The organism is Luteimonas sp. MC1572 (genome assembly GCF_016615815.1).
Taxonomy (GTDB): Bacteria; Pseudomonadota; Gammaproteobacteria; order Xanthomonadales; family Xanthomonadaceae; genus Luteimonas.
The window spans coordinates 2,317,483-2,343,101 of the sequence record NZ_CP067112.1 but is presented as its reverse complement, the minus strand read 5'-3'; the positions used below and the strand labels follow the sequence as shown (position 1 = coordinate 2,343,101).

General features: G+C 69.0%; 21 protein-coding genes and 1 tRNA gene. 16 read left to right on the top strand and 6 right to left on the bottom strand.

Going from position 1 to position 25,619, the window contains the following annotated elements:
- Positions 1-16: 16 nt before the first annotated feature.
- From ruvB to JGR64_RS10725, 11 genes are all read left to right on the top strand, one after another.
- On the top strand, positions 17-1,039 hold the full coding sequence (gene ruvB, locus JGR64_RS10775; protein WP_199373376.1) for a Holliday junction branch migration DNA helicase RuvB: 1,023 nt from the start codon (positions 17-19) through the stop codon (positions 1,037-1,039).
- A complete protein-coding gene (gene ybgC, locus JGR64_RS10770) occupies positions 1,036-1,476 on the top strand; it encodes a tol-pal system-associated acyl-CoA thioesterase (RefSeq protein WP_199373375.1) in 441 nt (146 codons plus the stop codon). The genes ruvB and ybgC overlap by 4 nt, the downstream gene beginning before the upstream one ends.
- A complete protein-coding gene (gene tolQ / locus JGR64_RS10765; RefSeq protein ID WP_199373374.1) occupies positions 1,473-2,273 on the top strand; it encodes a protein TolQ in 801 nt (266 codons plus the stop codon). The genes ybgC and tolQ overlap by 4 nt, the downstream gene beginning before the upstream one ends.
- 3 nt (positions 2,274-2,276) lie before the next feature.
- A complete protein-coding gene (gene tolR, locus JGR64_RS10760; RefSeq protein ID WP_199373373.1) occupies positions 2,277-2,717 on the top strand; it encodes a protein TolR in 441 nt (146 codons plus the stop codon).
- A complete protein-coding gene (locus tag JGR64_RS10755) occupies positions 2,717-3,682 on the top strand; it encodes a cell envelope integrity protein TolA (protein WP_199373372.1) in 966 nt (321 codons plus the stop codon). Before tolR ends, JGR64_RS10755 begins: the two co-directional genes overlap by 1 nt.
- Positions 3,683-3,770: 88 nt before the next feature.
- Positions 3,771-5,108 (top strand): Tol-Pal system beta propeller repeat protein TolB, encoded by a 1,338-nt coding sequence (tolB, locus tag JGR64_RS10750; RefSeq protein ID WP_199373371.1) that lies wholly within the window; start codon positions 3,771-3,773, stop codon positions 5,106-5,108.
- A gap of 64 nt (positions 5,109-5,172) precedes the next feature.
- Positions 5,173-5,685: a peptidoglycan-associated lipoprotein Pal gene (gene pal / locus JGR64_RS10745; protein WP_199373370.1), complete on the top strand. Its 513-nt coding sequence runs from the start codon at positions 5,173-5,175 to the stop codon at positions 5,683-5,685.
- A gap of 92 nt (positions 5,686-5,777) precedes the next feature.
- Positions 5,778-6,605 carry a tol-pal system protein YbgF gene (ybgF, locus tag JGR64_RS10740; protein WP_199373369.1) on the top strand — a complete coding sequence of 276 codons (828 nt, stop codon included), beginning with the start codon at positions 5,778-5,780 and terminating at the stop codon, positions 6,603-6,605.
- A gap of 60 nt (positions 6,606-6,665) precedes the next feature.
- On the top strand, positions 6,666-7,352 hold the full coding sequence (queE, locus tag JGR64_RS10735) for a 7-carboxy-7-deazaguanine synthase QueE (protein WP_199373368.1): 687 nt from the start codon (positions 6,666-6,668) through the stop codon (positions 7,350-7,352).
- Positions 7,353-7,386: 34 nt separating this feature from the next.
- Positions 7,387-8,109, top strand: a complete 723-nt coding sequence (queC, locus tag JGR64_RS10730; protein WP_199373367.1) for a 7-cyano-7-deazaguanine synthase QueC — start codon at positions 7,387-7,389, stop codon at positions 8,107-8,109.
- 13 nt (positions 8,110-8,122) lie between these two features.
- Positions 8,123-8,198: transfer RNA gene (locus JGR64_RS10725), tRNA-Lys, on the top strand.
- 279 nt (positions 8,199-8,477) lie between these two features.
- Here the strand turns inward: JGR64_RS10725 and JGR64_RS10720 are convergent.
- From JGR64_RS10720 to JGR64_RS10710, 3 genes are all read right to left on the bottom strand, one after another.
- Positions 8,478-8,975 carry a ferritin-like domain-containing protein gene (locus JGR64_RS10720; RefSeq protein ID WP_199373366.1) on the bottom strand — a complete coding sequence of 166 codons (498 nt, stop codon included), beginning with the start codon at positions 8,973-8,975 and terminating at the stop codon, positions 8,478-8,480.
- A 110-nt stretch (positions 8,976-9,085) separates the two neighbouring features.
- Positions 9,086-10,249 (bottom strand): zinc-dependent alcohol dehydrogenase, encoded by a 1,164-nt coding sequence (locus JGR64_RS10715; protein ID WP_199373365.1) that lies wholly within the window; start codon positions 10,247-10,249, stop codon positions 9,086-9,088.
- A gap of 36 nt (positions 10,250-10,285) precedes the next feature.
- Positions 10,286-11,182, bottom strand: a complete 897-nt coding sequence (locus tag JGR64_RS10710; protein WP_199373364.1) for a manganese catalase family protein — start codon at positions 11,180-11,182, stop codon at positions 10,286-10,288.
- 329 nt (positions 11,183-11,511) lie between these two features.
- Between JGR64_RS10710 and JGR64_RS10705 the strand changes: the two genes are divergently transcribed.
- From JGR64_RS10705 to JGR64_RS10695, 3 genes are read left to right on the top strand one after another with little or no spacing between them, the layout of a single operon-like run.
- A complete protein-coding gene (locus JGR64_RS10705; protein WP_199373363.1) occupies positions 11,512-12,807 on the top strand; it encodes a glycosyltransferase in 1,296 nt (431 codons plus the stop codon).
- Entirely contained in the window at positions 12,804-13,970 is a 1,167-nt protein-coding gene (gene glf, locus JGR64_RS10700) for a UDP-galactopyranose mutase (RefSeq protein WP_234446944.1), read from the top strand. Before JGR64_RS10705 ends, glf begins: the two co-directional genes overlap by 4 nt.
- 4 nt (positions 13,971-13,974) lie before the next feature.
- Complete coding sequence (locus JGR64_RS10695; RefSeq protein WP_199373362.1) at positions 13,975-16,194, top strand: sugar nucleotide-binding protein; 2,220 nt, start codon at positions 13,975-13,977, stop codon at positions 16,192-16,194.
- 89 nt (positions 16,195-16,283) lie between these two features.
- On the opposite strand, the gene recQ is transcribed toward JGR64_RS10695, so the two are convergent.
- Positions 16,284-18,104, bottom strand: a complete 1,821-nt coding sequence (gene recQ, locus JGR64_RS10690; protein ID WP_199373361.1) for a DNA helicase RecQ — start codon at positions 18,102-18,104, stop codon at positions 16,284-16,286.
- A gap of 106 nt (positions 18,105-18,210) precedes the next feature.
- Positions 18,211-18,783, bottom strand: a complete 573-nt coding sequence (locus tag JGR64_RS10685; protein ID WP_199373360.1) for a Dps family protein — start codon at positions 18,781-18,783, stop codon at positions 18,211-18,213.
- A 126-nt stretch (positions 18,784-18,909) separates the two neighbouring features.
- Here JGR64_RS10685 and hrpA point away from each other — a divergent pair, with 126 nt between their 5' ends.
- Positions 18,910-22,845: an ATP-dependent RNA helicase HrpA gene (gene hrpA / locus JGR64_RS10680; RefSeq protein WP_233348191.1), complete on the top strand. Its 3,936-nt coding sequence runs from the start codon at positions 18,910-18,912 to the stop codon at positions 22,843-22,845.
- Here the strand turns inward: hrpA and JGR64_RS10675 are convergent.
- Positions 22,838-23,320: a hypothetical protein gene (locus JGR64_RS10675; RefSeq protein ID WP_199374292.1), complete on the bottom strand. Its 483-nt coding sequence runs from the start codon at positions 23,318-23,320 to the stop codon at positions 22,838-22,840. The two genes, hrpA and JGR64_RS10675, sit on opposite strands and share 8 nt — an antisense overlap.
- A 64-nt stretch (positions 23,321-23,384) precedes the next feature.
- On the opposite strand from JGR64_RS10675, the gene JGR64_RS10670 reads away from it, so the two are divergent.
- Entirely contained in the window at positions 23,385-25,568 is a 2,184-nt protein-coding gene (locus JGR64_RS10670) for a bifunctional (p)ppGpp synthetase/guanosine-3',5'-bis(diphosphate) 3'-pyrophosphohydrolase (protein WP_199373358.1), read from the top strand.
- Positions 25,569-25,619 lie beyond the last annotated feature (51 nt).

The window sequence follows — 25,619 nt, the reverse complement described above, 5'->3', positions numbered from 1 at the left end:
ATGCGAACATGTCGGCATGAGCGAAGACCGCATCATTGCCCCCTCCGCCTCGCGCGAGGACGCCGCCCTCGAGGCCTCCATCCGCCCGCAGCGGCTGGACGAATACCTGGGCCAGCAGCCCGTGCGCGAGCAGCTGTCGATCTACATCGAAGCGGCCAAGGGCCGCGGCGAGGCGCTCGACCACGTGCTGATATTCGGTCCGCCCGGCCTGGGCAAGACCACGCTCAGTCACGTGATCGCCAACGAGCTGGGCGTGAACCTGCGCGTGACCTCGGGCCCGGTGATCGAGAAGGCCGGCGACCTGGCGGCGCTGCTGACCAACCTGCAGCCGCACGACGTGCTGTTCATCGACGAGATCCACCGCCTCTCGCCCGTGGTCGAGGAGGTGCTGTACCCGGCGATGGAAGACTTCCAGATCGACATCATGATCGGCGAAGGTCCCGCCGCGCGCTCGATCAAGCTCGACCTGCCGCCGTTCACGCTGATCGGCGCCACCACCCGCGCGGGCCTGCTGACCGCGCCGCTGCGTGACCGCTTCGGCATCGTCCAGCGCCTGGAGTTCTACAACGTGGAGGAGCTGACGCGGATCGTGCGTCGCTCGGCACGGATCCTCGGCATCGACTGCGCGCCGGAAGGTGCCGACGAGATCGCGCGCCGCGCGCGCGGCACGCCGCGCATCGCCAACCGCCTGCTGCGCCGCGTGCGCGACTTCGCCCAGGTGCGCGCCGGCGGGCATATCGACCACGAGGTCGCCAAGGCCGCGATGCAGCTGCTGAAGGTCGACCCGGAAGGCTTCGACGACCTCGACCGGCGCCTGCTCAACCTGATCATCGGCAGCTTCGACGGTGGCCCGGTAGGCGTGGAGTCGCTGGCCGCCGCGCTCAGCGAAGAGCGCGGCACGCTGGAGGACGTGATCGAGCCATTCCTGATCCAGCAGGGCTTCCTGGTGCGCAGTGCGCGCGGGCGCATGGCCACCGACAAGGCCTACCGCCACCTCGGCCTGCAGCCGCGCGGCGCAGGCAGGGAATTGCTGCCATGACAAGCGCGGTTTGCCACCCGTTCAGCTTGGCGACAAGGGTGTATTGGGAAGATACCGACGCTGGCGGCGTGGTGTACCACGCGCGGTACGTGGCCTACTTCGAACGCGCACGCAGTGACTGGATGCGCGCCCTCGGGCACGGGCAACGTGGAATGCGCGACCAGCACGACCTGGTGTTCGCCGTCCGTGACATGCAGCTCGACTTCCATCGGCCTGCACGCCTGGACGACGCGCTGCAGGTCACCGTGGCAGTTGCCGAGCTCCGCCGCGCCAGCGTGGTGTTCACGCAGGAAGTGCGGCGCGACGGCGAACTGCTGGTGGCCGCGCGGGTGCGGGTCGCGGCGCTCGACGCCGGCGGCTTCCGGCCGCGCGCCATCCCGGACCACCTGTACCTGCAACTCAAACCCCTCGAATCGAACGCGGAGCAAGACCGATGAGTGTACTGGCCACCCTGCTGCAGGCGACCACGGCGGAACCGTTGCCCGACGAAGCCGCGGCGCAGTCCGTCGAGCTCGCGGCCGACGCCGCGCAGGCCGCGGCGGCACCGGCCGCCGGCGCCAACCTCGACCTGCTGCACCTGGTGCTGCACGCCTCCATCCCCGTGCAGCTGGTGATGCTGGTGCTGCTGTTAGCGTCGATCGCATCGTGGGTGATCATCTTCCGCAAGAAGCGCATGCTCGACCGCGCCGCGAAGGAAGCCGACCGCTTCGAAGAGAAGTTCTGGTCCGGCGTCGACCTCGGCAAGCTCTACAGCTCGGCCAGCGAGCGCAACCGCGAAGTCGAAGGCCTGGAGTCGATCTTCGAGGCCGGCTTCCGCGAATACTCGCGCGGCCGCCAGCGCATCGGTGGTGACGGACGCGCCCAGCTCGAAGGCGCGCAGCGCGGCATGCGCGTGGCCAGTTCGCGCGAGCTGGACGGACTCGAGCACAACCTCGAGTTCCTCGCCAACGTCGGTTCCATCGCGCCCTACGTGGGCCTGCTGGGCACGGTGTGGGGCATCATGATCGCCTTCCAGGGCCTGGCCAACGTCAAGGAAGCCACCATCGCCAGCGTCGCGCCGGGCATTTCCGAGGCGCTGATCGCCACCGCCATGGGCCTGTTCGCCGCGATCCCGGCGGTGTGGGCGTACAACCGCTTCGCGACCCGGGTCGAGCGCATCGCCGGCCGCTATGACGCGTTCTCCGACGAGTTCTCCTCGATCCTGGAGCGGCAGGCGACCACCGGGGAGGCCTGAGCCATGTCCGTCCGAAGCCGTCGCGCGCGCCGTCGCAAGCTCAAGAACGAGATCAACGTCGTGCCGTACATCGACGTGATGCTGGTGCTGCTGATCATCTTCATGGTGACCGCGCCGCTGATGAACCTCGGCGTCGACGTGCAGCTGCCGGAATCCAACGCCAAGTCGATCCAGGAGAAGAAGGACCCGGTGCTCGTCCAGGTCGACGCCGCAGGCAACTACTCGCTCATCGTCGCATCCGGCAGCAACGAGGCTGTGGACTCGGCCACGCTCACCGCGAAGATCCGTGCCCTTGTCGCCAACAACCCGGATATCGCGATATTCGTCGCGGCAGACGGTGCTGGTACCTATCAGCACGTCATGGACGCGATGGCGCTGCTGCAGAACGCCGGCGTGGAGCGCGTCGGCCTGATGAGCGACCCCAGGCAGGACGGTCCGCGCTGATGCGTGAAAGCCGCGCCGATACCGCGCGGGCGTTCGGGCTGGCGCTGCTGCTCCACGTCGCCCTGTTCGCCCTGATGTTCGCCGGCCTGTGGTGGACGCGCGCGGCTGCGCCGCAGTCGGCCGCCGGTTCGCCGATCAGCGCCGAGATGATGGATGTCGGCGACCTGTCGCCGGCCATGCAGCGCACGCTGCGCCAGCCTCCCGACCCGGTGCCGCGTGAGCCGGAGCCCGAGCCCCCGCTGCCCGAGCCCGTGGAAGACGCCGCCGTGCCGCCACCGCAGCCGCTGCCCGAACCGCGCCCGGAAGACTCGCCGGTCACGCCGCAACCGCAGGCCCAGGAGCAGGTGCCCGAGCCCGACACCGTCGACCAGGAGGCCGCGCGCCGCGATGCGATCTCGCGCGAGACCGCCGAGCGTGAGCAGGAGGCGCGGCGTCGCCAGGAACAGATCGACCTCACCGAACGCCTGCGCCAGGAGGAGGCCGAGAAACAGCGCCGCCTGGCCGCGCAGCAGCGCGAGCGCGACGAGAAGCTCGCCGAGCTGCGCAAGCAGCAGGCGCAGGCGCGGCGCGAGGCCGAGCTGGCCGAGCAGAAGCTCAAGCAGATCGCCGACACGCGCGCGCAGCAGGCGTCCGCGCAGCAGTCGGACAACAATCCGCCGCGCGGAAACGAGGGTGTCGATCCGGGTTTGGACGCGGGCTACAAGGCGGCGATCCAAGCGGCGATCCTGGGCAACTGGACTCGTCCGGAGAACGTGCCGCTGGGGCAGGAGTGCAGGATGACCATCACCCAGGTGCGTGGCGGAACCGTGGTGAGGGTGGAGTTTTCGTCTTCCTGCCCGTACGACGAGCTCGGACGCCGCTCGGTGGAAGCCGCTGTGCGCAAGGCCGAGCCGTTGCCGTATGCCGGCTTTGAGAGCGTCTTCAACCGCACCCTCAACCTCAATTTCAGGGCCAAGGACCGCTGACCTTCCGCGGGGAGGAATCCGTTCATCCTTGTGAGCGCCTTCACGGCCATCCTGTCACGTTAGCAAGCCCATCCCCCCGGAGCCCGGAATGACCCGAACCCAACGCCGCCTGGCTACGCCCAGCGCCTGGCTAGTCGCCTGCCTTGCATTGCTCCTGCCGTTCGCGGCCTCGGCGCAGCAGGCGCTCGAGATCGACATCGTGGGCGGCAACGCCCAGGCGCTGCCGATCACCGTCGTACCGATGCCCTACCAGGGTGGCGGCGCGGCGCCTGATACCGACGTCGCCCGCGTGGTCCGCGAGGACCTGGCGCGATCGGGGCAATTCCGCGGCCTGCCCGAGCAGGACATCACCGAGCGCCCGACACGTGGCAGCGAGGTGAACTACCCGACCTGGCGCCTGCTGAAGCAGGACTTCCTGGTCGTCGGCCGCGTAATCGATGCCGGCGGCGGCGCGTTCCGGGTGGAGTACGAACTGTTCGATGTCGCCAAGCAGGAGCGCCTGCTCGGCATGGCGATGACCGGCCGCGCCAACGCCATGCGCGACGTCGCCCATCAGATGGCGGATGCCATCTACGAGAAGATCCTCGGCGTGCGCGGCGCGTTCTGGACGCGCATCGCCTATGTCACCGCCACCGGCACCGGCACCAACACGCGCTACGCGCTGATGGTGGCCGACGCCGATGGCCACGCGCCGCAGGTGGTGGTGCGCTCGACCGAGCCGCTGATGTCGCCCAGCTGGAGCCCGGATGGCCGTCGCCTGGCCTATGTGTCGTTCGAGCACAACAACAACTCGGCGATCTACATCCAGGACCTGGGCACCGGCGCGCGCGAGCGCGTGGCGAGCTTCCGCGGCATCAACAGCTCGCCCGCGTTTTCGCCCGATGGCAATCGCCTGGCGCTCACGCTGTCGCGCAGCGGCAGCCCGGAAATCTACGTGATGGATCTCGGCAGCAAGGCCCTGACCCAGCTGACCAGCCAGATCGGCATCGACACCGAGCCCACCTGGAGCAGCGACGGCAACAGCGTCTACTTCACTTCCGACCGCGGCGGCAGGCCGCAGGTTTACCAGGTGCCGGCGTCCGGCGGCAGCGCCACGCGCGTGACGTTCCAGGGAAATTACAACGCCAGCCCGACGGTGTCGTTCGACGACAAGAAGATCGCCGTGGCACAAGGTTCAGGAAACGTATACCGTATCGCGTTGCTGGATCGCAGCCTCGGTTCGCCGCGGTGGTCCACGCTGTCGCCGGGGTCGCTCGATGAATCACCGAGCTTCGCTCCGAACGCCAGCATGGTCCTGTACGCGGCAAGGGAAGGCACCAGGGGAGTCCTGTATGCCGTCTCCGCCGATGGCCGGGTCCGGCAACGACTGGTGCTCGCCGACGGCAACGTCCGCGAACCCGCATGGGGACCGTTCCGGCAGCGCTGACGCTGCCTGCACATACCCGCCAGCAATCTGAATGCACAACCCCTTTGCAGAGGATCGACGAGAGATGAAGACCCCAACCCGCGTTCTGCTCACGGCCCTGCTCTGCATGGCCGCCGTTGCATGTACCAAGAAGGTCAAGGAAGAGGCCCCGGTAGACACCGGTCCGTCGTCCCCGACGACCACCCAGCCGGCCACCACCGCGGGCGCCTACGGTCCTGAGGACCTCGATACCGATGCATGCCTGCGCCAGCGCGTGGTGTACTTCGATCTCGACCAGGAAGCGCTGCGTCCGGAGTTCCAGGCCGCGATGGCGTGCCACGCCAAGTACCTGCGTGACCGTCCGTCCGCGCGCCTGACCCTCGAAGGCCATGCCGACGAGCGCGGCAGCCGCGACTACAACCTGGGCCTCGGCGAGCGCCGCGGCAATGCCGTGTCGTCGGCCCTCCAGGCCAACGGCGGCAACGGCAGCCAGGTCTCGGTGACCAGCTACGGCGAAGAGCGTCCGACCTGCACCGCCTCGAACGAGGATTGCTGGGCCAAGAACCGCCGCGCCGAGATCGTCTATACCGCCCGCTGAGCGGCGCACGCGTGACCCACGTCGGCAGCTGTCGGGGAACCCCGCCAGCTGCCGATTGTCTTTCCAGAGTCCGAACAACAGCAGCCGATGCCATGACCCGCAGCCACGTCCTGTCCAGCCTTGTCCTCGCCAGCGCGCTTGCCGCGGCGCTGTTCGCCCCGCCGGCTTCGGCGCAGCGTGCCAGCCTTGGCGAGCGCGTCTCCGCGCTCGAAGCGCAGGCCGCCAACAACCAGGGCAACGTCGACCTGCTCAACCAGCTCACCGCACTGCGCAATGAAGTGCAGGCGCTGCGTGGGCAGATCGAGGAACTGCAGCAGCAGAACGACCAGCTGCAGACCAGTGCCCGCAACCAGTACCTCGACCTCGACGACCGCATGAACCGCCTGGAAGGCGCCGGAGGTTCGGCGCCTGCTCCCGCTGCGTCGACGCCGCCAGCGGCCAAGCCGCCAGCTACCCCGGCACCGCGTTCGGCGGGCCCCGTGGACAGCGCTCCGGCCGTGTTCGGCGATGCCGGCCTGCTGGCCAACGCCGCCGACGAGCGCAGCGCCTACGAGCTGGCGTTTTCCGCCATGAAGGAAGGCCGCTACGCGGATTCCGCCAACCTGTTCCAGGCGTTCCTGCGCGCCTATCCGACCGGCTCCTACGCGCCGAACGCGCTGTACTGGCTGGGTGAGAGCTATTACGTCACCAGCAACTACGCGCTGGCCATGGAACAGTTCCAGGCGGTCCTGCAGCGCTATCCCACGCATGACAAGAGCGCGGGCGCATTGCTGAAGGTGGGCCTGTCGCAGTACGGCCTGCGCGACCTGCCCGCCGCCGAGGCCACGCTGGGCCAGGTGGTGGCGAAATACCCGGGTACCGACGCCGCGCGCACGGCCGACGACCGCCTGCGCTCGATCCAGCTCAACAGCCTGCGCTGAACCCTGCTTTCCGCCGCCCCGTACGGGGAGAGGCGCGGGGCGCGCGGTAGAATGACGCCCATGGACACCCTTTCCGCCGAGTCCGGCGTGGCCGCTGCCGCGGCCCCGGACCGGCTTCGCATCACTGAAATCTTCCTCTCGCTGCAGGGCGAGGCGCGCGACGCCGGCTGGCCCACGGTCTTCGTGCGCCTGACCGGCTGCCCGCTGCGCTGCCAGTACTGCGACACCGCCTACGCCTTCCACGGCGGCGAGTGGCGCGACATCGCCGCCATCGTCGACGAGGTCGCCAGCCACGGCGTGCGCCATGTCTGCGTCACCGGCGGCGAGCCACTGGCGCAGAAGCGCTGCATCGGCCTGCTGCGTGCGCTGTGCGACGCCGGATTCGCGGTGTCGCTGGAAACCTCGGGTGCGATCGACATCGCCGACGTCGACCCGCGCGTGTCGCGCGTGCTCGACATCAAGACGCCCGGCTCCGGCGAAGTTCACCGCAACCTCTGGTCCAACATTCCGCTGCTCACGGCGCACGACCAGGTCAAGTTCGTGATCTGCAATCGCGCCGATTACGAGTGGGCGCGCGCGACCCTGGCCGAGCAGGCCTTGCCGGAGCGCTGCGACGTGCTGTTCTCGCCCAGCAAATCGGAGCTTCAGCCGCGCGAACTGGCCGACTGGATCGTCGCCGACCGCTTGCCGGTGAAGTTCCAGCTGCAGCTGCACAAGATCCTCTGGAACGATGAGCCGGGCCGGTAACGTGCAGGCGAACCGTCAAGGAGCCTCGGCGGCCATGAAGAAAAACGCCGTCGTGCTGGTGTCCGGCGGGATGGATTCGGCAGTGGTGCTGGCCATCGCGCGCGAACAGGGATTCGCCGTGCATGCGCTGAGCGTCGCCTATGGCCAGCGCCACACCTCCGAGCTCGAGGCCGCGGCCGCGCTGGCCGCGTCCGCGGGCGTGGCCGCGCACAAGGTGGTGGGCGTGGACCTGCGCGCGATCGGTGGCTCGGCGCTGACCGCCGACATCGACGTGCCGGAGCCGGGCGGCACGGGCGTTCCGGTGACCTACGTGCCGGCGCGCAACACCATCATGCTGTCGGTGGCGCTCGGCTGGGCCGAAGTGGTGGGCGCGGCGGACATCTTCTGCGGCGTCAACGCCGTGGACTATTCCGGCTATCCGGACTGCCGGCCGGAGTTCATCGCAGCGTTCGAGCGCCTCGCCAACCTGGCCACCCAGGCCGGCGTGGACGGCGCGGGGATCCGCGTGCACGCGCCGCTGCAGCACATGTCCAAGGCCGACATCGTGCGCGAAGGCCTGCGCCTCGGGGTCGACTTCGCGCAGACCGTGTCCTGCTACAGCGCCGATGCCGAAGGCCGCGCCTGCGGCCGCTGTGATGCCTGCGCGCTGCGCGCCGAGGGTTTCGCGGGCGCCGGCGTGGCGGATCCGACCCGCTACGTGGGCTGTGGTATCGCGAGGCCGCGCGGGCCGCTGTGCGGCGAGGGGCGTGTGACATAATTCCGCCCCTGCCGGGCCGTTAGCTCAGTCGGTAGAGCATCGGACTTTTAATCCGCTGGTCGATGGTTCGAATCCATCACGGCCCACCAGCTTCACGTCCAACCTGGTCCAGTGAAGTCCAGGAAACAAAATCAAACCCGTTTTGAGCGGGTTTATTGTCCGTCTGCGTCCAGCATGGTCCACGTGAAGCCGGCCATGAAGTGAGTCAGCTTGGGAGTCAAGGTCGCGAGTCTCGCGCTCTGACTCACTTTCAGTTGACTTACACCTGCTGACGGACACGAAAGTACGGAACCTCAATCCACGAGCTATCCCGTGCGGGCCGGCGGCCCCGCAGATCTGCGCCTGCGGGGCGCTCTTCTACGAGGTGCTCAGGCTGCGCGCTTGGCCTTCTGGCTACCGCCGCCTTCCGCGATCATCGTCAGCTTCTCGTCGGTAGCCTTCTCTTCCTTCAGGGTGGCCTCCAGCAGCGGCAGCGCGTCGTTGTAGCCGAGCTGCCTGGCTAGCGCGCAGAGCGTGCCGTAGGCCGCGATCTCGTAATGTTCGGCCTTCTGCGCGCCGCCGATCAGCGCGGCGTCGCGCACCGGGCCCGCTTCTACCTCTTCAATCGTTTCCTTGCTCTCTTCCACCAGGCCTTCCATCGCCACGCACTTCATGCGCTTGAGCTTGATGCCCAGAGCTTCGACAACCTGGTCGATGCGCTCGATCTGGCCTAGCGTTTCCTCCAGATGAGTCTCGAAGGCAGCCACAAGCTTCTCCGACTGGGAGTTCTTCGCCAGCCGTGGCAGGGCTTTGCTCATCTGCTTTTCGGCGCTGTAAATGTCCGAAAGCTCATGGACAAACAGTTCTTCCATCGTTTTGACAGCCATGGGGACATACCTCGGTAGGGGGAATTGTCGAATCTACGCAGCGGGGCAGAAGCACCAGGTGAAAAAATCGCGGGGCAGAGGTACACCCGGCGTGAACTTTCGCGCGCACGTCAGGGCGTCAGCACCACCTTCCTGCAGTCATCTTCTTGGGCATCGAACATCTTGTAGCCCTGTGCCGCGTCGGCCAGCTTCATGCGATGCGAAATGATCACCTCGGGTGCCAGTCGTCCCTCGCCGATCGCCTCCAACAGCTCGGGCATGTACCGCTGCACATGGGTCTGGCCCATCTTGAAGGTAAGCCCTTTGTCGAACGCGTCGCCGAATAGGAAACCGTGGATGAAGCCGGCGTATACGCCCGGTACGCTCACGGTGCCGCCCCGCCGCGTCGCGGCGATGCACTGGCGGATCGCCTTGCCGCTGGAGCCCTCCAGCTTCAACGTGGTGAGCACGGTTTCAGTCGTACTGCCCTTGGCTTCGAAGCCCACGGCCTCGACGCTGGCGTCCACGCCGCGGCCAAGGGTCGCCTCCACGATCGCTTCGGCCGGGTCGTCCACCTTCGAGAAGTTGATGGGAAGGATCCCGTAGGTCGCGCGGGCGAACTCCAGGCGGTGCGCGTTGTCGTCCACCATGAACACGGATTCGGCGCCGAGCATGCGCGCGCAGGCTGCGGTCATCAGTCCCACCGGGCCAGCGCCAAAGATTGCCAGCGACGTACCCGGCACCACGCCGGCGTTCAGCGCCGCCTGGTAACCGGTGGGCAGGATGTCCGACAGGAACAGCACCTGCTCGTCGGCCAGCACGTCCGGCACCACCAGCGGCCCCACGTTGGCGTTGGGCACGCGCACCAGTTGGGCCTGGCCGCCAGGCACGCCGCCATACAGGCGGCTGTAGCCGAACAGCGCCGCCGGCGGCTTGATGCCCTTGGCATTCATGATGGCGCCGCGCCCGGTGTTGGTGGTCTCGCACGCCGCGAACTCGTCGAGCATGCAGTGGAAGCACTGACCGCAGGCGATCACGAACGGGATTACCACGCGGTCGCCCACCTTGACGCGGGTCACGCCGGCACCGGCGTCTTCCACGATGCCCATGAACTCATGTCCGAGGATGTCGCCGTCTTCCATCGTCGGGATCTTGCCGCGGTAGATGTGCAGGTCGGAGCCGCAGATCGCGGTGGCGGTGACGCGCAGGATGATGTCGTCCGCGGCGACAAGCACGGGATCGGGCATGGTCTCGACGCGCACGTCGCGCGAGCCCTGGTAGGTGAGTGCCTGCATGGAGTGGTTCCGGTGATCGAGGGCGGGTGGCGTGCTTCAGAGCTTCTTGCCCGACGTCGCACCCGCACCCGGGCCGGCTCCAAGGTCTGCGCCGGTAATCGGGTCCGCGGACGGGTCCGACAGCGTGCGCGCCGCAAGCTTGTCCAGCGTTGCCTGCTGTTTCTTGGTCACGCCGACGCTCGCGCTGCCGTCGCCGCCGTCCACCGCCGCCTGTGCATCGCGGTCTTCCACCCGCTCCCACATCTCGCCGCTGTTCCACGGGCCGAGTTCGTCGCCTACGCCTTGCGACATGTCGAAGTAAACGTCAGTGAAGGCCGGATCGCCCGGCAGCTTGCCCGGCGGGAAGTTCGGGGTGATCGCGTACAGCGCCTTCTCGAACGATTTCTGGTGCGCCACTTCGCGCGTCATGAGGAAAGTCAGCGCATCCTTGATGCCCGGATCGTCGGTGACATTGATCAGGCGTTCGTACACCAGCTTCGCGCGTGACTCCGCGGCGATGTTGGACCGCAGGTCGGCGGTGGGATCGCCGATGCTGTCGATGTACGCGGCAGTCCAGGGCACGCCGCTGCTGTTAACCAGAGCAGGGCCGTTGCCATACAGGATCGCTTCGGTCTGGCTCGTACTGTTGCCGGTCAGCACGCGCATCTCGGCCATTTCATCCACGCCCTCGGCCAACTCGCCTTTGGCGCCCTTGTTGAGCATGGCGATGATGGAGCCGATGATCTCGAGGTGGCTCAATTCCTCGGTCGCGATGTCGTACAGCATGTCCTTGCGCCCGGCGTCATCTTCGGCGAGTGCCTGGGTGAAATAGCGCATCGCCGCTGCCAATTCGCCCTGGGGCCCGCCGAACTGTTCCAGCATCAGCGTGGCAAGGATGGGATCGCCTTTCTCCACGCGGACTGTGTACTGAAGCCGCTTGTTGTGCATGAACATCGTGATCTCTCCGTCTGGACCGCCTTCGTCGCGAGAATGCGCCAATGGTGCGGAGGCCAGAAGCTAGACGGCGCACAGTGATGCACCCATGAAAAACAAAGCTGAATTCGTCTTCCACTTTACGCGCAGCTTTTATGCGCGAAGCGCCTGCATCCACGGCGCCCGCTGCAATCGGGAGATCTCGAATCCAATTTCAAACAGGCGTTGTCCAGAGATGAACAGGGTCTCTTCAGGAATAGTCATCGACCTGAACTTTCTCTCAGCAGATCTTCACTTTCCCGTCGACGCGTCAGGCGAAAAATCCACGTACCCACTCAGTTGGAGTTGACATGGCAAGTGAATTCGATGGATCGCGCAGCAGCGCGATCGACATGCAGGAGGAGCCAAATACCCTGCTCTCGCACGCGCACACGAGCAGCCGGAGAACGCATGCGCAATGCGCATCGCGCGATCGACAGATGACGACTTCGGACGACCGGCGTTTCCCCTTGATTGTCCATTGCCACCTGCGCTGGGATTTCGTGTGGCAACGGCCACAACAGCTGTTCACCCGCCTCGCCGCGCAACATCCGGTGCTGTTCATCGAAGATCCTCTCTCTGGCGATGGGCCAGCCTCGCTCGATCTGTCCGAGCCGTTCGCCAACGTGGTTCGACTGGTGCCGCGCCTGCCGCAGGGTGCGCCGGCCGACGTCGACGGCCAGTGGGCGCTGCTGCTGCCGCTCATCGAGCAGGCGCTGCGCAGCCATCCGCTGCTTGCCGGGCGTTTCAACGATGCGGTGCAGTGGTTCTACTCGCCTATGAGCGCGCCGGTGCTACTGGGGCAGCTCGGGACGCGTGGCACGGTATACGACTGCATGGACGAGCTGGCGAACTTCCGCTTTGCGCCCTCGGACATCGCCGAACGCGAGCGCTTCCTTCTTTCGCGTGCCGACGTGGTGTTCACCGGCGGCTACCAGCTTTATGAAGCGAAGGCGCGCCTGCACTCCACGGTGCACTTCCACGGCTGCGGCGTGGACGTGGGCCACTACGGCCGCGCGCGGCTGGCGTCGACCGAGGTGCCGGAGGCGGTGGCTTGCCTGCCGGGACCGGTGTTCGGCTACATCGGCGTGATTGACGAGCGGCTGGACTACGGATTGATCGAAGCACTGGCGCTGCAGTTCCCGGAAGGGTCGGTCGTGATGGCCGGGCCGCTTGCCAAGGTGGAGCGTTCCGAATTGCCAGACCTCGCGAACATCCACTGGCTGGGTCAGCAGGACTACATGGCGCTGCCAGCCCTCGTAAAAGGGTTCGACGTGTGCCTGATGCCGTTTGCGCTCAACGACGCGACGCGCTTCATCAACCCGACCAAGACGCTCGAGTACATGGCGGCCGGCAAGCCGGTGGTGTCCACCGCGATTGCCGACGTGGTGCGCAACTTCACCCCGGTTGTGGCCGTGGGTCATACGGCGGCGGACTTTCTGGATGCTGCGGCGCAGGCAGCGCACGCGCCGGATCCGCTGCTGCTTCGCCAAGGCATCGCGCGGGCGATGGACGCGTCATGGGATGCGACGGTGGCGTCGATGCGTGGTGAATTGCTCGACGCCGTGCTGCCGGTACGCGTCAGCGCGTCGGCGGGTGCAGCGTGACAACCGATGTGCTGGTGGTAGGCGCCGGCTTTTCGGGTGCCGTGGTGGCCAGGCAACTGGCCGACGAAGGCCTGCAGGTGCTGGTGATCGACAAGCGCGATCATGTCGGAGGCAACGCGCACGATCGCATGGACGCCCATGGCGTGCTCGTTCACCCCTATGGCCCACACATCTTCCACACCAACAGCGCGCGCATCTTCGATTACCTCTCGCAGTTCACCGAGTGGCGCCCCTACGAGCACCGCGTGCTGGCCAGCGTGGATGGCCAGCTGGTGCCGCTGCCGATCAATATCGACACAGTGAACCGGCTGTACGGGATGTCCCTGGACGAAAACACGATCCAGGCGTTCTATGACCACGTTCGCGAACCCCGAGAAACCATCGCCACCAGCGAGGACGTGGTGCTGGTTGCGGTAGGGCGTGACCTGTACGCCAAGTTTTTCCAAGGCTATACCCGCAAGCAGTGGGGATTGGATCCGTCGGAGCTGTCCGCATCCGTTGCCGCGCGCGTGCCGGCGCGGACGAACCACGACGACCGCTACTTCACCGACCGCTACCAGTCGATGCCGCGCGACGGCTACACGGCGATGTTCAAGCGCCTGCTCGATCACCCCGGAATCATCGTCGAGGTCGGCGTCGACTACTTCCAGCAGCGCGACCGCCTGGCGGCGAGGCACGTGGTGTACACCGGGCCTGTCGATGCGTACTTCGACCATTGCTACGGTCCGCTGCCATACCGCTCGCTCCGTTTCGAGCATCAGCATCTGGCCGGTACCACGCAGTACCAGGCGGTGGGCACGGTGAACTATCCCAACGACCATGCTTATACGCGCATCACCGAGTTCCGGCACCTGACCGGGCAGACGCATTCGGGCACGTCGATCGTGCGCGAGTACCCGCAGGGCGATGGCGAGCCGTATTACCCGGTACCGCGCCCCGAAAACGAGCGCCTGTTTAAACGTTACGAGGCGCTTGCGCAGGATGAAGCAGGCACTACGTTCGTCGGCCGGCTGGCGCAGTACCGCTACTACAACATGGACCAGTGCGTGGGCGCGGCCCTGAAGGCGGCCGAGTACGTTCTGGCCAAGCTTGACTATCGCTCCGCAGCGTCGGAGGCGACGACTGGCGCGCTGCTGCAGTCCGAATCCAGCCAGGGCGCCTGAAGCGATGAAGCGCAACCACGCAGTCGCCGTGCGCGATGGGTCGTTGCCGGCCCTGTGGGGCGGCGTGGAGTGCACTATAAATCGCGTGGGTGATCGCTGGTTCAGCCAGCTTGAACGCAGTGGCCACTTGGACCGCACGTCCGATCTCGTCGCCTTTGCCAAGCTCGGGTTGCGCGCGGTGCGACAGCCAGTGCTGTGGGAGCAGGTGGCGCCCGATGGGCTGGCAACGGCCGACTGGACATGGGCCGACCAGCAGTTGCGCAGGATTCACCAGCTCGGCATGGAACCCATCGTCGGCCTGCTGCACCACGGCAGCGGCCCGCGCCACACCAGCCTGGTTTCACCCTGCTTTGCAGGCAAGCTGGCCGCATATGCCGGCGCGGTGGCGGCACGTTATCCGTGGGTGACGGATTACACGCCGGTCAACGAGCCGCTGACCACGGCGCGTTTCAGTGGCCTTTACGGACACTGGTATCCGCATGGCTGCGACAGCGAGACATTCTGGCGCGCGCTGCATGCGCAGTGCCGCGCCACGGTGCTGGCGATGGCGGCGATCCGCGAGGTGCAGCCGGGCGCACGCTTGGTGCAGACCGACGACCTGGGCCGCACCTGGTCCACGCCGCGGCTCGTCTACCAGGCCAAGTTCAACAACGAACTGCGCTGGTTGGCCTGGGACCTGCTGTGCGGTCGCGTGGATGCGTCGCATGCGTTGTGGAGCTGGCTCCTCGACTGCTGCCACGCCGACCCCGCGGACATCCTCTGGTTTGCCGCCAACAGATGCCCTCCGGACATCATCGGCGTCAACCATTACGTCACCAGCGAGCGCTTCCTGGACGAGCGCGTGGAACGCTACCCGCCGCCCACGCACGGGGGGAACGGACGCGACCGGTACGCCGACGTCGAGGCCGTGCGCGTGTTGGCCGCGCCGACCGGCGGCATTGGTCCGCTGTTGCAGGAAGCTTGGGCGCGCTACGGTCTGCCGCTCGCAGTGACCGAAGTGCACCTGCACGCGCCGCGCGAGGACCAGCTGCGCTGGCTCGCGGAGACGTGGATTGCGGCCTGTCAGGCGCGGCATGCGGGCATTGATGTGCAAGCGGTCACGGTCTGGGCGCTGCTCGGCAGCCGTGACTGGGACTGCCTGCTGACGCGCTGCAGCGAACACTACGAACCCGGCGCGTTCGAGGTTCGCGGCGACACCCTGCGTCCGACCGCGATCGCACGGCTGGCGACGCAGCTGGCGACGGGTGTGATGCCGCAACACCCTGTGTTGTCGGGCGCGGGCTGGTGGCGGCGCCCGTCGCGGCTGTTGCATCCCCCGGTAACGCTGGCACAGCGTTTTCCCGAGCGTCCAGCCGTAGGCGAGGCCCGGGCCCCGATCCTGATCACCGGCGCCACCGGCACGCTCGGGCGCGCGTTCGCGCGGATCTGCGTGGAGCGCGGCCTGGACTATCGGTTGCTGGACCGCGCGCAGCTCGATATCGCCGATCCAACCGCAGTGCGCCGCGTTCTCGAGGACCATCTGCCGTGGGCGCTGGTGAACGCCGCCGGCTACGTGCGGGTGGACGACGCCGAAGCCGATGCGGCGCGCTGCTATCGCGAGAACACCGACGGTCCTGGCCACCTGGCGGCCGAATGCGCGCGCGCCGGCATCGCGCTGCTCACCTTCTCCACCGACCTGGTATTCGATGGCGCGCGCCGCGAGCCCTACATGGAGGATGCGCAGGTCGCACCGCTGAATGTGTACGGGCTGAGCAAGGCGCGTGCGGAGCGGCTGGTGCTGGAGCGGCATCCCGAAGCGCTGGTTGTCCGCACCAGCGCCTTCTTCGGCCCGTGGGATGGCCACAACTTCATCACCTCCGCGCTGCGCGCCCTCCGAGCCGGCCTGCCTTTCAACGCGGCGAGCGACCAGACCATTTCGCCGACGTACGTCCCCGACCTGGTCCACGCCTGCCTGGACCTGCTGGTGGACGGCGAGGCCGGCATCTGGCACCTCAGCAACGGGCACGCGCTCACCTGGGCTGATCTGGCACGACGTGCAGCCGCTGTTGTCCGTACCGACACCTCCAGCCTCCGCCCCTGCACCTCCGGGTACTTGGCACTGGCGGCGCGCAGGCCGCGCTACAGCGCCCTTGGCAGCCAGCGGGCCTGCAGCCTGCCGACGCTTGACGATGCCTTGACCCGCTGCCTGGCCGGCAGCGGCTACCACCTGCTGGATGCCGCCTAGCGGCGTGCAGGATCCCTCGAGGTTTGCGAGGCCCGAATACGGACCGCACCGTTTCGGGCTGAATCACGCCGCAGCCCGCGCCAGTCGGCTCAGGCCGCCTCGACCTCGGCGACCGCGTCGAGCACCTCGTCGCCGTAGCGCTCGATCTTGCCCGCGCCGATGCCGCCGATCAGCGCGAGGTCACCGGGCGTGCGCGGGCGCAGGCGCGCGATCTCGCGCAGGGTGGCGTCGTGGAAGATCACATAGGGCGGCACGCCCTGTTCGCGTGACAGCCGCGTACGCAGCGCGCGCAGCGCGTCGAACAGCGGCTGGTCGGCGCGCGCCACTTCCACCGCCGCGGGGCGGTCGCGCCGTTCGCTGCCGCGGCTGCGCGGCGCCTCCTTGCGCAGCAGCACTTGGCGCTTGCCCTGCAGTACATCCCGGCTGTCGGCGGTGAGTCGCAGGCCGCCGAAGCCCGCACTGTCGACCTCCAGCAGGCCGGCGGCGACCAACTGCCGGAACACGCCGCGCCAGCTGCGCGCGTCGAGGTCGGCGCCGATGCCATGGGTGCTGAGCGCGTCGTGGCCGAACTGGCGGATCTTTTCCGAGTCGGAGCCGCGCAGGATGTCGATCAGGTGCGCGGCGCCGAAACGCTGACCGCTGCGGTACACGCAGGACAGCGCCTTCTGCGCCGCGACGGTCGCGTCCCAGGACTCGGCCGGGTGCAGGCAGTTGTCGCAGTTGCCACAGGGCTCGCCCGGGCCGTTGCCGGCGTAGTCCTCGCCGAAGTTGGCCAGCAGCACCTGCCGCCGGCAGCGCATGGACTCGCAGTAGCCGACCAGCGCATCGAGCTTGCGGTGCTCCAGGCGCTTGCGCTCGTCGCCGGATTCGGACTGGTCGATCATCTGCCGCAGCAGCACCACGTCGCCCAGGCCGTGGCACATCCAGGCGTCGGCCGGGTCGCCGTCGCGGCCGGCGCGCCCGGTTTCCTGGTAGTAGCCCTCGATCGACTTGGGCAGGTCCATGTGCGCCACGAAGCGCACGTCGGGCTTGTCGATGCCCATGCCGAAGGCGATGGTGGCCACCATCACCACGCCGTCCTCGAGCAGGAAGCGGCGCTGGTTGGCGGCGCGCACCGCGGCGTCCAGGCCCGCGTGGTAGGGCAGGGCGTCGATACCCGCCTCCTGCAGCAGCTCGGCGGTCTTGCCGACCTTGTTGCGCGACAGGCAGTACACGATGCCGGCCTCGCCGCGATGGCCGGCCATGAAGTCGAGCAACTGGCGGCGGCCGTTGTCCTTGTTGACCACGGTGTAGCGGATGTTCGGCCGGTCGAAGGAGCTGGTGAAGTGGCGCGCATCCTCGAGCTGCAGGCGCTCGGCGATCTCGCGCTGGGTGGGCGGATCGGCGGTGGCGGTGAGCGCGATGCGCGGCACCTGCGGCCAGCGCTCGTGGAGCACGGTCAGTTCGCGGTATTCGCGACGGAAGTCGTGGCCCCACTGCGAGACGCAATGCGCCTCGTCGATCGCGAACAGCGCGATGCGGCTGGCGTCGAGCAATGCCATGAAGCGCGGGGTCAGCAGGCGCTCCGGCGCGACATACAGCAGGTCCAGCGTGCCCTCGCGCAGCTGGCGCTCGACGGCGGCCGCTTCGGCGCCATCGAGGGTGGAATTGAGGAACGCCGCGTTGACGCCCAGCTGGCGCAGCGCCTCCACTTGGTCCTGCATCAGCGCGATCAGCGGCGAAATCACCACCGCAGTGCCCTCGCGCAGCAGCGCCGGCACCTGGTAGCACAGCGACTTGCCGCCGCCGGTGGGCATCAGGACCAGCGCATCGCCGCCGCCGGCGACGTGCTCGATGATGGCGGCCTGCTGGCCGCGGAAGGCGTCGTGGCCGAAAACCCCGCGCAGCACCTGGTGGGCGTTGTCACTCATGCGACAAGGATACGCGCCCGCCGTCCCGCGACCCGGTGCGAAGACGCCCGACACGGGGGTCGGGCGTCTCCATTGGCGGCCACCGGAAGGATCCGGCGCGGCGGGCCTACTGCAGCAGCGAGCGCAACATCCAGGCGTTCTTTTCGTGGACCACCAGGCGCTGGGTGAGCAGGTCCACGGTGGGGTCGTCGCCGGCATCGTCGGCGTGCGACAGGGCGCGGCGCGCGGTGCGACACACGGCCTCGTTGCCGACCACCAGCTGGCGCACCATCTCGCGCCAGTCCGGGGCTTCGGTCAGGCCCGGCTCTTCGGTGATCGAGCTCAGTCGGATGAACTCCGCGTACGAGCCGGGGGCGTTGTAGCCCAGCGCACGGATGCGCTCGGCGGTCTCGTCCAGCGCATTCCACTGCTCGGTGTACTGGTCCATGAACATCGCATGCAGCGAATTGAACATCGCGCCGGTGACGTTCCAATGGAAGTTGTGGGTCTTCAGGTACAGCGTGAAGCTGTCGGACAGGAACTGCGACAGGTCCTGGGAGATCGTCTTGCGGTCCTTGTCGGAGATGCCGATGTCGACGTTGGGCGCCATCGAGGTTGGGCCAGGAGACGCGGCCGGGTCGGCGGCCCTTGCGCGGGTGGCGGCGGTTTTGTTGGTGGTCTTCGTCTTGGTCTTGGCCATCGGGGTTTCCTCTCGTTGATTGCACGCGACAATGGGCACGATGGACACACGTGATCGGCCCGGGCCGCGTATCGGATCTGCATGAAACAGAAGGAGTCTAGCCACGCGGCTGCAAGCACCGCGTCAATGCGCGGTGCGCGTGCCGCGGTGGACGGCGCGCTGACCCGCGACCGTGGCCGCCTGCTCGGGCTGCTGGCGCGCTGGCGTGCAATGCCGGCGGATGCCGCCCGCGAGGCCGCGTTTGCCGAGGCCCTGGCGCGTTCGGTGGCGACACGCGAGGCGCGCGCGAAAGCGCTGCCGCAGGCCGAGGTCGATCCGGACCTGCCGATCGCGGCCGAAGGCGACACCATCGTCGCCCTGCTGCGCAGCCACCAGGTGGTGGTGGTGGCCGGCGAGACCGGCTCCGGCAAGACCACCCAGCTGCCCAAGCTGTGCCTGGCCGCGGGGCGCGGCGCGGCCGGGATGATCGGCTGCACCCAGCCGCGGCGGATCGCCGCGCGCGCCGTGGCGCGCCGCGTAGCCGAGGAGCTGCAGGTGCCGCTGGGCGGCGCGGTCGGCTACCAGGTGCGCTTCACCGAGAACGTCGGCGAGCAGACCGCGATCAAGTTCATGACCGACGGCATCCTGCTGGCCGAGATCCAGTCCGACCGCTGGCTGTCGCGCTACGACACGCTGATCATCGACGAGGCGCACGAGCGCAGCCTCAACATCGACTTCCTGCTCGGCTACCTGAAGCAGCTGCTCGCCAAACGCCCCGACCTGAAACTGGTGGTGACCTCGGCCACCATCGACACCGCGCGCTTCTCGGCGCACTTCAACGAAGCGCCGGTGGTCAACGTGGAAGGCCGCGGCTATCCGGTCGAGGTGCGCTACCGGCCCGACGCGCCCACGGTGACCGACGGCATCGTGGCCGCCTGCGACGAGATCCTGCAGGGCGGCCGCGGCATGGGCGGCGACGTGCTGGTGTTCCTGCCCGGCGAGCGCGAGATCCGCGACGCCCACCGCGCGTTGGAAGGCCGCAAGTACCGCCACACCGAAGTGCTGCCGCTGTACGCGCGGCTGTCGGTGCGCGACCAGGACCGGGTGTTCAACCCGGGCCCGCAGCGGCGCATCGTGCTGGCGACCAACGTCGCCGAGACCTCGCTCACCGTGCCGCGCACGCACTACGTGGTCGATCCGGGTCTGGCGCGCGTCAAGCGCTACAGCCCGCGGCAGAAGCTCGACCGCCTGCACATCGAACCGGTCAGCCAGGCCAGCGCCAACCAGCGCGCCGGCCGCTGCGGCCGCATCGCGCCCGGCACCTGCTACCGGCTGTACGCCGAGGAGGATTTCGCGGCGCGGCCGGCATTCACCGACCCGGAGATCCGCCGCGCGGCGCTGGCCGGGGTGATCCTGCGCATGCTGTCGCTGGGCCTGGGCACGATCGAGGAGTTCCCGTTCCTGGAGCCGCCCGATCCGCGCGCCATCGCCGACGGCTGGCAGCAGCTGACCGAGCTCGGCGCGGTGGATGCGCGTCGCGAGCTCACCGCCATCGGCAAGCTGATGGCGCGGCTGCCGGTCGACGTGAAGCTGGCGCGCATGCTGGTCGCCGCGCACGGCCACGGCTGCCTGCGCGAGATGCTGGCGATCACCAGCTTCCTCGGCATCCAGGACCCGCGCGAACGCCCGGCCGACCAGCGCGCGGCGGCCGACACCGCGCACGCGCTGTTCCGCGACCCGAAGTCCGAGTTCGTCGCCATCCTCAACCTCTGGCGTGCCTATCGCGACGCGCACGAAGAGATGACCCAGTCGCAGCTGCGCAAGTGGTGCGAGCGTCATTTCCTCGGCTTCCTGCGCATGCGCGAATGGCGCGAGCTGCACCGCCAGCTGAAGCTGCAGTGCGAAGGCCTCGGCTGGGAGGAGGAAGCCGACACCGGCGAGAGTCCCGCGCCTTCGGAAAGCGCGGGTGGACGTGCACCCTCCGCGAAGGACCAACCCGACCGCTTCGTGCTGCTGCACCGCTCGCTGCTGGCGGGGCTGCCGACACAGGTCGGGCACGCGCTGCCGGAGCGCGACAAGCGCCGCGCGGCGACCTACGAAGGCCCGCGCGGGCGCCGCTTCCAGCTGTTTCCGGGATCGGCGCTGGCCTCGAAGCCGCCGCCGTGGGTGTTGTCGGCCACGCTTCTGGATACCGAGAAGGTCTGGTCGTTGACCAACGCCGCGATCGAGCCGGACTGGGTGGTGGCCGAACTCGATCACCTGCTGTCGCGGCGGCACTTCGACCCGCGCTGGTCGCGCCGACAGGGTCGCGTCACGGGCAGCGAGCAGCTCGGCCTGTTCGGCCTGGTGCTGGTCGCCGCCCGGCCCATCCACTACGGCGCGCTGTATCCGGAGGAGTCGCGCGAGCTGTTCCTGCGCGACGGCCTGGTGGCGGGCGAGATCAACCTGCGCGCCGACTTTGTCACCCGCAACCGCCGCGCGCTGGCCGCCGCCGAGGAAGAGGAAGCCAAGCAGCGCCGCTCCGGCCTGGTGGTGGATGACGACTGGATGCTGCGCTGGTACCGCGACCGCATTCCCGCGGAGATCACCAGCGCGCAGGCGCTCGACGCCTGGTACGCGCGGCTGTCGCGCGAGGAGCGGCGCGCGCTGCAGTGGTCGAGCGAGGACCTGCTGGTCGGCGATGGCAGTGATGCCGACCGCTATCCGGCGTTCCTGGCGCTCGGCGACGCGCGCCTGGCCGTGCACTACCGCTTCGAGCCGGGCGCCGTGGACGACGGCATGACGGTCGTCGTGCCGCTGCACCTGCTGAACGCCCTCGACGCGCCGCGGCTGACATGGCTGGCGCCGGGCTTCGTGCTGGAAAAGGCGACCGCACTGCTGCGTGGCCTGCCCAAGGCGCTGCGCCGCAACTTCGTGCCGGCACCGGACTTCGCGCGCGCATTCGCCGAGGCGCACGGCAGCGCCGATGCCGCCACCGACACGCTGCACGGCGCGCTCGCACGCTTCCTGAAGCGCATGACCGGCGTCGACATCGCCCCGACCGACTTCGACGATGCCGCGCTCGAGCCGCACCTGCGCGCCAACCTGCGCCTGCTCGATGCCGACGCCCGCAGCGTGCTGGCCGAGGCGCGCGATCTCGACGCGCTGCGCGCGCGCTTTGGCGGTCGCGCCGCGGATGCCTTCGCCGCGCAGGCGTCCGAGGGACTCGCGCGCGAGGCCTTGACCGCGTTCCCCGACACGGCGATCCCCGAATCGGTGCCCGGCGCCGGCGGCGTGCCTGCCTACCCCGCGCTGCACGACCAGGGCGACAGCGCGTCGCTGGAGGTCCACGCCGACCGCGCCGAAGCGCTCCGCCAGCATCCCGGAGGCGTGCGCCGCCTGCTCGCGATCGCGCTTGCCGAGCGCATGCGCCAGGCGCGCAGGCAGCTGCCGGTGTCGCCGAAGACCGGCCTGCTGTACGCCGCCATCGAATCCGCCGCGCCGCGTGCCAACGGCGGCCGGCCGGCCGAATACCTGCGCAACGACCTCGTCGACGGCGCGTTCGCGGCACTTGCGGCCGACGGGCTCGAATCGATCCGCGACCCGGCGGTCTTCGCCACGCGCAGCGAGGCGCTGGGCAGGGAGCTGTTCGGTGAAGCCATGCGCCGCCTGCAGCTGGCCGAGCAGATCCTCGGCCTGGTGGCCGATGTCCGCGCCGCGCTCGACAGCCGCCTGGTCGGCTGGGCGCGTGGCAACCTCGACGACATGCAGGCGCAGCTCGCGGCGCTGGTGCCGCCGGGGTTCCTGCGCGACGTGCCGGGAACGGCGCTGGCCGAGTACCCGCGCTACCTGAAGGCGCTGGCCACGCGCGCGGCGCGCGCGCTCAACGATCCCACCCGCGACCAGCAGCGCATGCTCGAGCTGAAGCCGTTTGCGGACGCGCTGGCGCAGGCGGTGCAGGCCGGGCGCGCGGGTGCTCCGGGCTGGCAGGCGCTGCGCTGGGACCTGGAAGAGCTGCGCGTGCAGCTCTTCGCGCAGGAACTCGGCACCCGCGGCGGCGTGTCGCCAAAGAAGCTGGCGGCACGGCTGGCTGCGCTTACTTGATGCGCTGGACCTTGGCGCGGGTGTTGTACGTGCCCACCTGCATGTACCAGGTCGAGCCGACCAGGCTCGGGGTGATGGTGACCTGGGCATCGGTCAGGCGCGCGCCGACGAGGCTCGCGCCGTCAACCTGCCGCCACACCTGGCCATTGTCGAGGGTGTAGTCGCGGCCTTGCCGGAAACCGCGGAACTCGCCCGGTATCCGGGCGGTGATTGGCTCGTCGGTTCCGAACGACGCGAAGCCGCGATGCTCCTTGATCACCCGATCCTTGGCGACGTCCGCGGCCTTGGCGGTTTCGTCGACGATGGTGCGGTTGAGCCACGCGTCAAGCCGCGCGAGCTCCGCGGCGCTGAGCTTGTCGAGGCCGGCGGCCTTGAATTCATCGGCGCTCATCTGCGCCTGGATCGACTGCTGCGCGAACGCGGGCGATGCGACGAGGAGCAGGGCGGCGAGGAAGATACTGCGTACCGGCATCATGTCTGTTCCAAGTGGCGTGGTGCGGCTAGTGTAGACCGTCCCCCGCCGTGGATCGCCGCCCGCCATGGCCCAAGCCGTGGACATCGAAACCCTGCTGGCGCGGCCCGCGCTCGCCACCCTCGCCGAGCCCCTGCGCGCACTGCTGCGCGAGGCGGCCGCGGTCGGTCCCTGCACGGGCGGCGACCCGCCGCGGGTGCTGGCCGACACGCTGGATGCGCTGGCCCTGCTCGACGCCGATGGCGAGGTGCTGGCCGCTGCCGTCCTGCACGCCTGCCCGGACTGGGCCGAACGCCACGCCGCGCACGCAGCGCCCGCCGGCGCGGCGATCGCGGCACTGCTCGAGGGCCAGCGCGCCGCCAGCCAGGTCTGGGCGCTGCACGCCGAACAGGAGCGCGGACGCAGCCATGAAGGCCTGCGCCGCCTGCTGCTGGCGATCGTCCGCGACCTGCGCGTGGTGCCGATCCTGCTCGCGCGCCAGCTCGCGCGGATGCGCGCCGCCGCCGCGCTGCCCGACGCCGAACGCCTGGCGCTGGCGCGGCTGACCCGCGACATCCACGCGCCTCTGGCGAACCGGCTCGGCATCTGGCAGCTGAAGTGGGAGCTCGAGGACCTGGCGTTCCGCCATCTCGAGCCGGCTACCTACCGGCAGATCGCCACCCTGCTGGACGACAAGCGCGCGGGGCGCGAGCGCTACATCGAGGACGTCAAGGCGCGCCTGGGCGAAGCGCTGGCCGCGGCGGGCATCGGCGCCGAGATCGCCGGCCGGCCCAAGCACATCTACAGCATCTGGAAGAAGATGCAGAAGAAGAACGCGCCGATCGGCGAGCTCTACGACCTGCGCGCGGTGCGCGTGCTGGTCGACGACGTGCAGGCCTGTTACGCGGCGCTGGGCGCGGTGCATGCGCTGTGGGCGCCGGTGCCGGGCGAGTTCGACGACTACATCGCCCGCCCCAAGCACAACGACTACCGATCCCTGCACACCGCCGTGGTCGGGCCCGAGGGCAAGACGCTCGAGGTGCAGATCCGCACCCGCGAGATGCACGACCAGGCCGAGCTCGGCGTGGCCGCGCACTGGCGCTACAAGGAACACGCCTACCAGGGGCGCGGCGGCGCGCAGCGTTCGGCGGCCGGCGAGGCCGCGGTGAACCGCAAGATCGAGTGGATGCGACGGCTGCTCGACGCGCCGGCGGAGGCCGGTGACGGCGCGCTCGCGGGCGCCTTCGACACCGAGCTTGTCGAGGACCGGATCTACGCGCTGACGCCCAAGGGCGAGGTGGTCGACCTGCCGCTTGGCGCCACACCGCTGGACTTCGCATACCGCGTGCACACCGAGGTCGGCCACCGCTGCCGCGGTGCCAAGGTGGACGGCCGCATCGTGACGCTCGACCACGTGCTGCACACCGGCGACCGCGTCGAGATCCTGACCGGCAAGGTCTCGGAGCCGCGCCGCGACTGGCTGCTGGCGTCCAACGGATTCCTCGCCAGCGCGCGCTCGCGCGAGAAGGTGCGCAGCTGGTTCCACAAGCTCGACCGCGCGCGCAACCTGCAGGCCGGCCGCGAGCTGCTGGACCGCGAGTTGAAGCGCGTCGGCATGCAGCACGCGGACCTCGCGCCGGCGTTGCGCAGGTTCAACGTCGATACCGCGGACGACCTGCAGGTGCTGGTCGCGCTGGGCGACGTGGGGCCGCACCAGGTGGTGCGCGCGCTGGCCGACCACGAGCGCGAGCAGCGCGAGGCCGAGGCCGCCGGCGAAGACGCGGACGTGATCGCGCTGCGCGCTCCGAAGCGGCTGCGCCCCGGCGGCAAGCCGGCGTTCACCGTGGTCGGCGTGGACAACCTGCTGGTGCAGGTGGCGCGCTGCTGCCAGCCGCTGCCGGGCGAGTCTGTCGCCGGTTACCTGACGCGTGCGCGCGGGGTGAGCGTGCACCGCAGCGACTGCGCGTCGTTCCTGCGCCTGGCCGCGCGTGAGCCGCAGCGCGTCCTGCCGGTGGAGTGGGGCGCCTCCGGCGGCGCCCACCAGGCCGAACTGATGCTGCAGGCGATCGACCGCAAGCACCTGCTCAAGGACGTCACCAACCTGATCGCGCAGGAGGATGCGCACGTACTCGCCATCGACGGCGATGCCGGCGGCGGTCGTGGCCGCGTGCAGCTGCGGCTGTCGCTGCGCGTCGCGGATTTCGGGCAGCTGTCGCGCCTGCTCGGCAAGCTCGAGGCGCTGCCTGGCGTGGAGCGCGCCTACCGCACCTGAGCGCGGCGGCTGCGACGCAGGCCCGGTCGCCGGCGTCGCGCGCGCATTCAC

Excerpts from the sequence above, each read along its gene's own strand:
- queE (WP_199373368.1), top strand. The coding sequence starts at position 6,666 with ATGGACACCCTTTCCGCCGAGTCCGGCGTGGCCGCTGCCGCGGCCCCG.
- tolB (WP_199373371.1), top strand. The coding sequence starts at position 3,771 with ATGACCCGAACCCAACGCCGCCTGGCTACGCCCAGCGCCTGGCTAGTC.
- recQ (WP_199373361.1), bottom strand. The coding sequence starts at position 18,104 with ATGAGTGACAACGCCCACCAGGTGCTGCGCGGGGTTTTCGGCCACGAC.
- JGR64_RS10720 (WP_199373366.1), bottom strand. The coding sequence starts at position 8,975 with ATGGCTGTCAAAACGATGGAAGAACTGTTTGTCCATGAGCTTTCGGAC.
- JGR64_RS10685 (WP_199373360.1), bottom strand. The coding sequence starts at position 18,783 with ATGGCCAAGACCAAGACGAAGACCACCAACAAAACCGCCGCCACCCGC.
- JGR64_RS10695 (WP_199373362.1), top strand. The coding sequence starts at position 13,975 with ATGAAGCGCAACCACGCAGTCGCCGTGCGCGATGGGTCGTTGCCGGCC.
- ybgC (WP_199373375.1), top strand. The coding sequence starts at position 1,036 with ATGACAAGCGCGGTTTGCCACCCGTTCAGCTTGGCGACAAGGGTGTAT.
- queC (WP_199373367.1), top strand. The coding sequence starts at position 7,387 with ATGAAGAAAAACGCCGTCGTGCTGGTGTCCGGCGGGATGGATTCGGCA.
- tolQ (WP_199373374.1), top strand. The coding sequence starts at position 1,473 with ATGAGTGTACTGGCCACCCTGCTGCAGGCGACCACGGCGGAACCGTTG.
- JGR64_RS10755 (WP_199373372.1), top strand. The coding sequence starts at position 2,717 with ATGCGTGAAAGCCGCGCCGATACCGCGCGGGCGTTCGGGCTGGCGCTG.
- JGR64_RS10705 (WP_199373363.1), top strand. The coding sequence starts at position 11,512 with ATGGCAAGTGAATTCGATGGATCGCGCAGCAGCGCGATCGACATGCAG.
- ybgF (WP_199373369.1), top strand. The coding sequence starts at position 5,778 with ATGACCCGCAGCCACGTCCTGTCCAGCCTTGTCCTCGCCAGCGCGCTT.
- JGR64_RS10675 (WP_199374292.1), bottom strand. The coding sequence starts at position 23,320 with ATGATGCCGGTACGCAGTATCTTCCTCGCCGCCCTGCTCCTCGTCGCA.
- ruvB (WP_199373376.1), top strand. The coding sequence starts at position 17 with ATGAGCGAAGACCGCATCATTGCCCCCTCCGCCTCGCGCGAGGACGCC.
- JGR64_RS10715 (WP_199373365.1), bottom strand. The coding sequence starts at position 10,249 with ATGCAGGCACTCACCTACCAGGGCTCGCGCGACGTGCGCGTCGAGACC.
- JGR64_RS10670 (WP_199373358.1), top strand. The coding sequence starts at position 23,385 with ATGGCCCAAGCCGTGGACATCGAAACCCTGCTGGCGCGGCCCGCGCTC.
- pal (WP_199373370.1), top strand. The coding sequence starts at position 5,173 with ATGAAGACCCCAACCCGCGTTCTGCTCACGGCCCTGCTCTGCATGGCC.
- JGR64_RS10710 (WP_199373364.1), bottom strand. The coding sequence starts at position 11,182 with ATGTTCATGCACAACAAGCGGCTTCAGTACACAGTCCGCGTGGAGAAA.
- tolR (WP_199373373.1), top strand. The coding sequence starts at position 2,277 with ATGTCCGTCCGAAGCCGTCGCGCGCGCCGTCGCAAGCTCAAGAACGAG.
- hrpA (WP_233348191.1), top strand. The coding sequence starts at position 18,910 with ATGCGCGGTGCGCGTGCCGCGGTGGACGGCGCGCTGACCCGCGACCGT.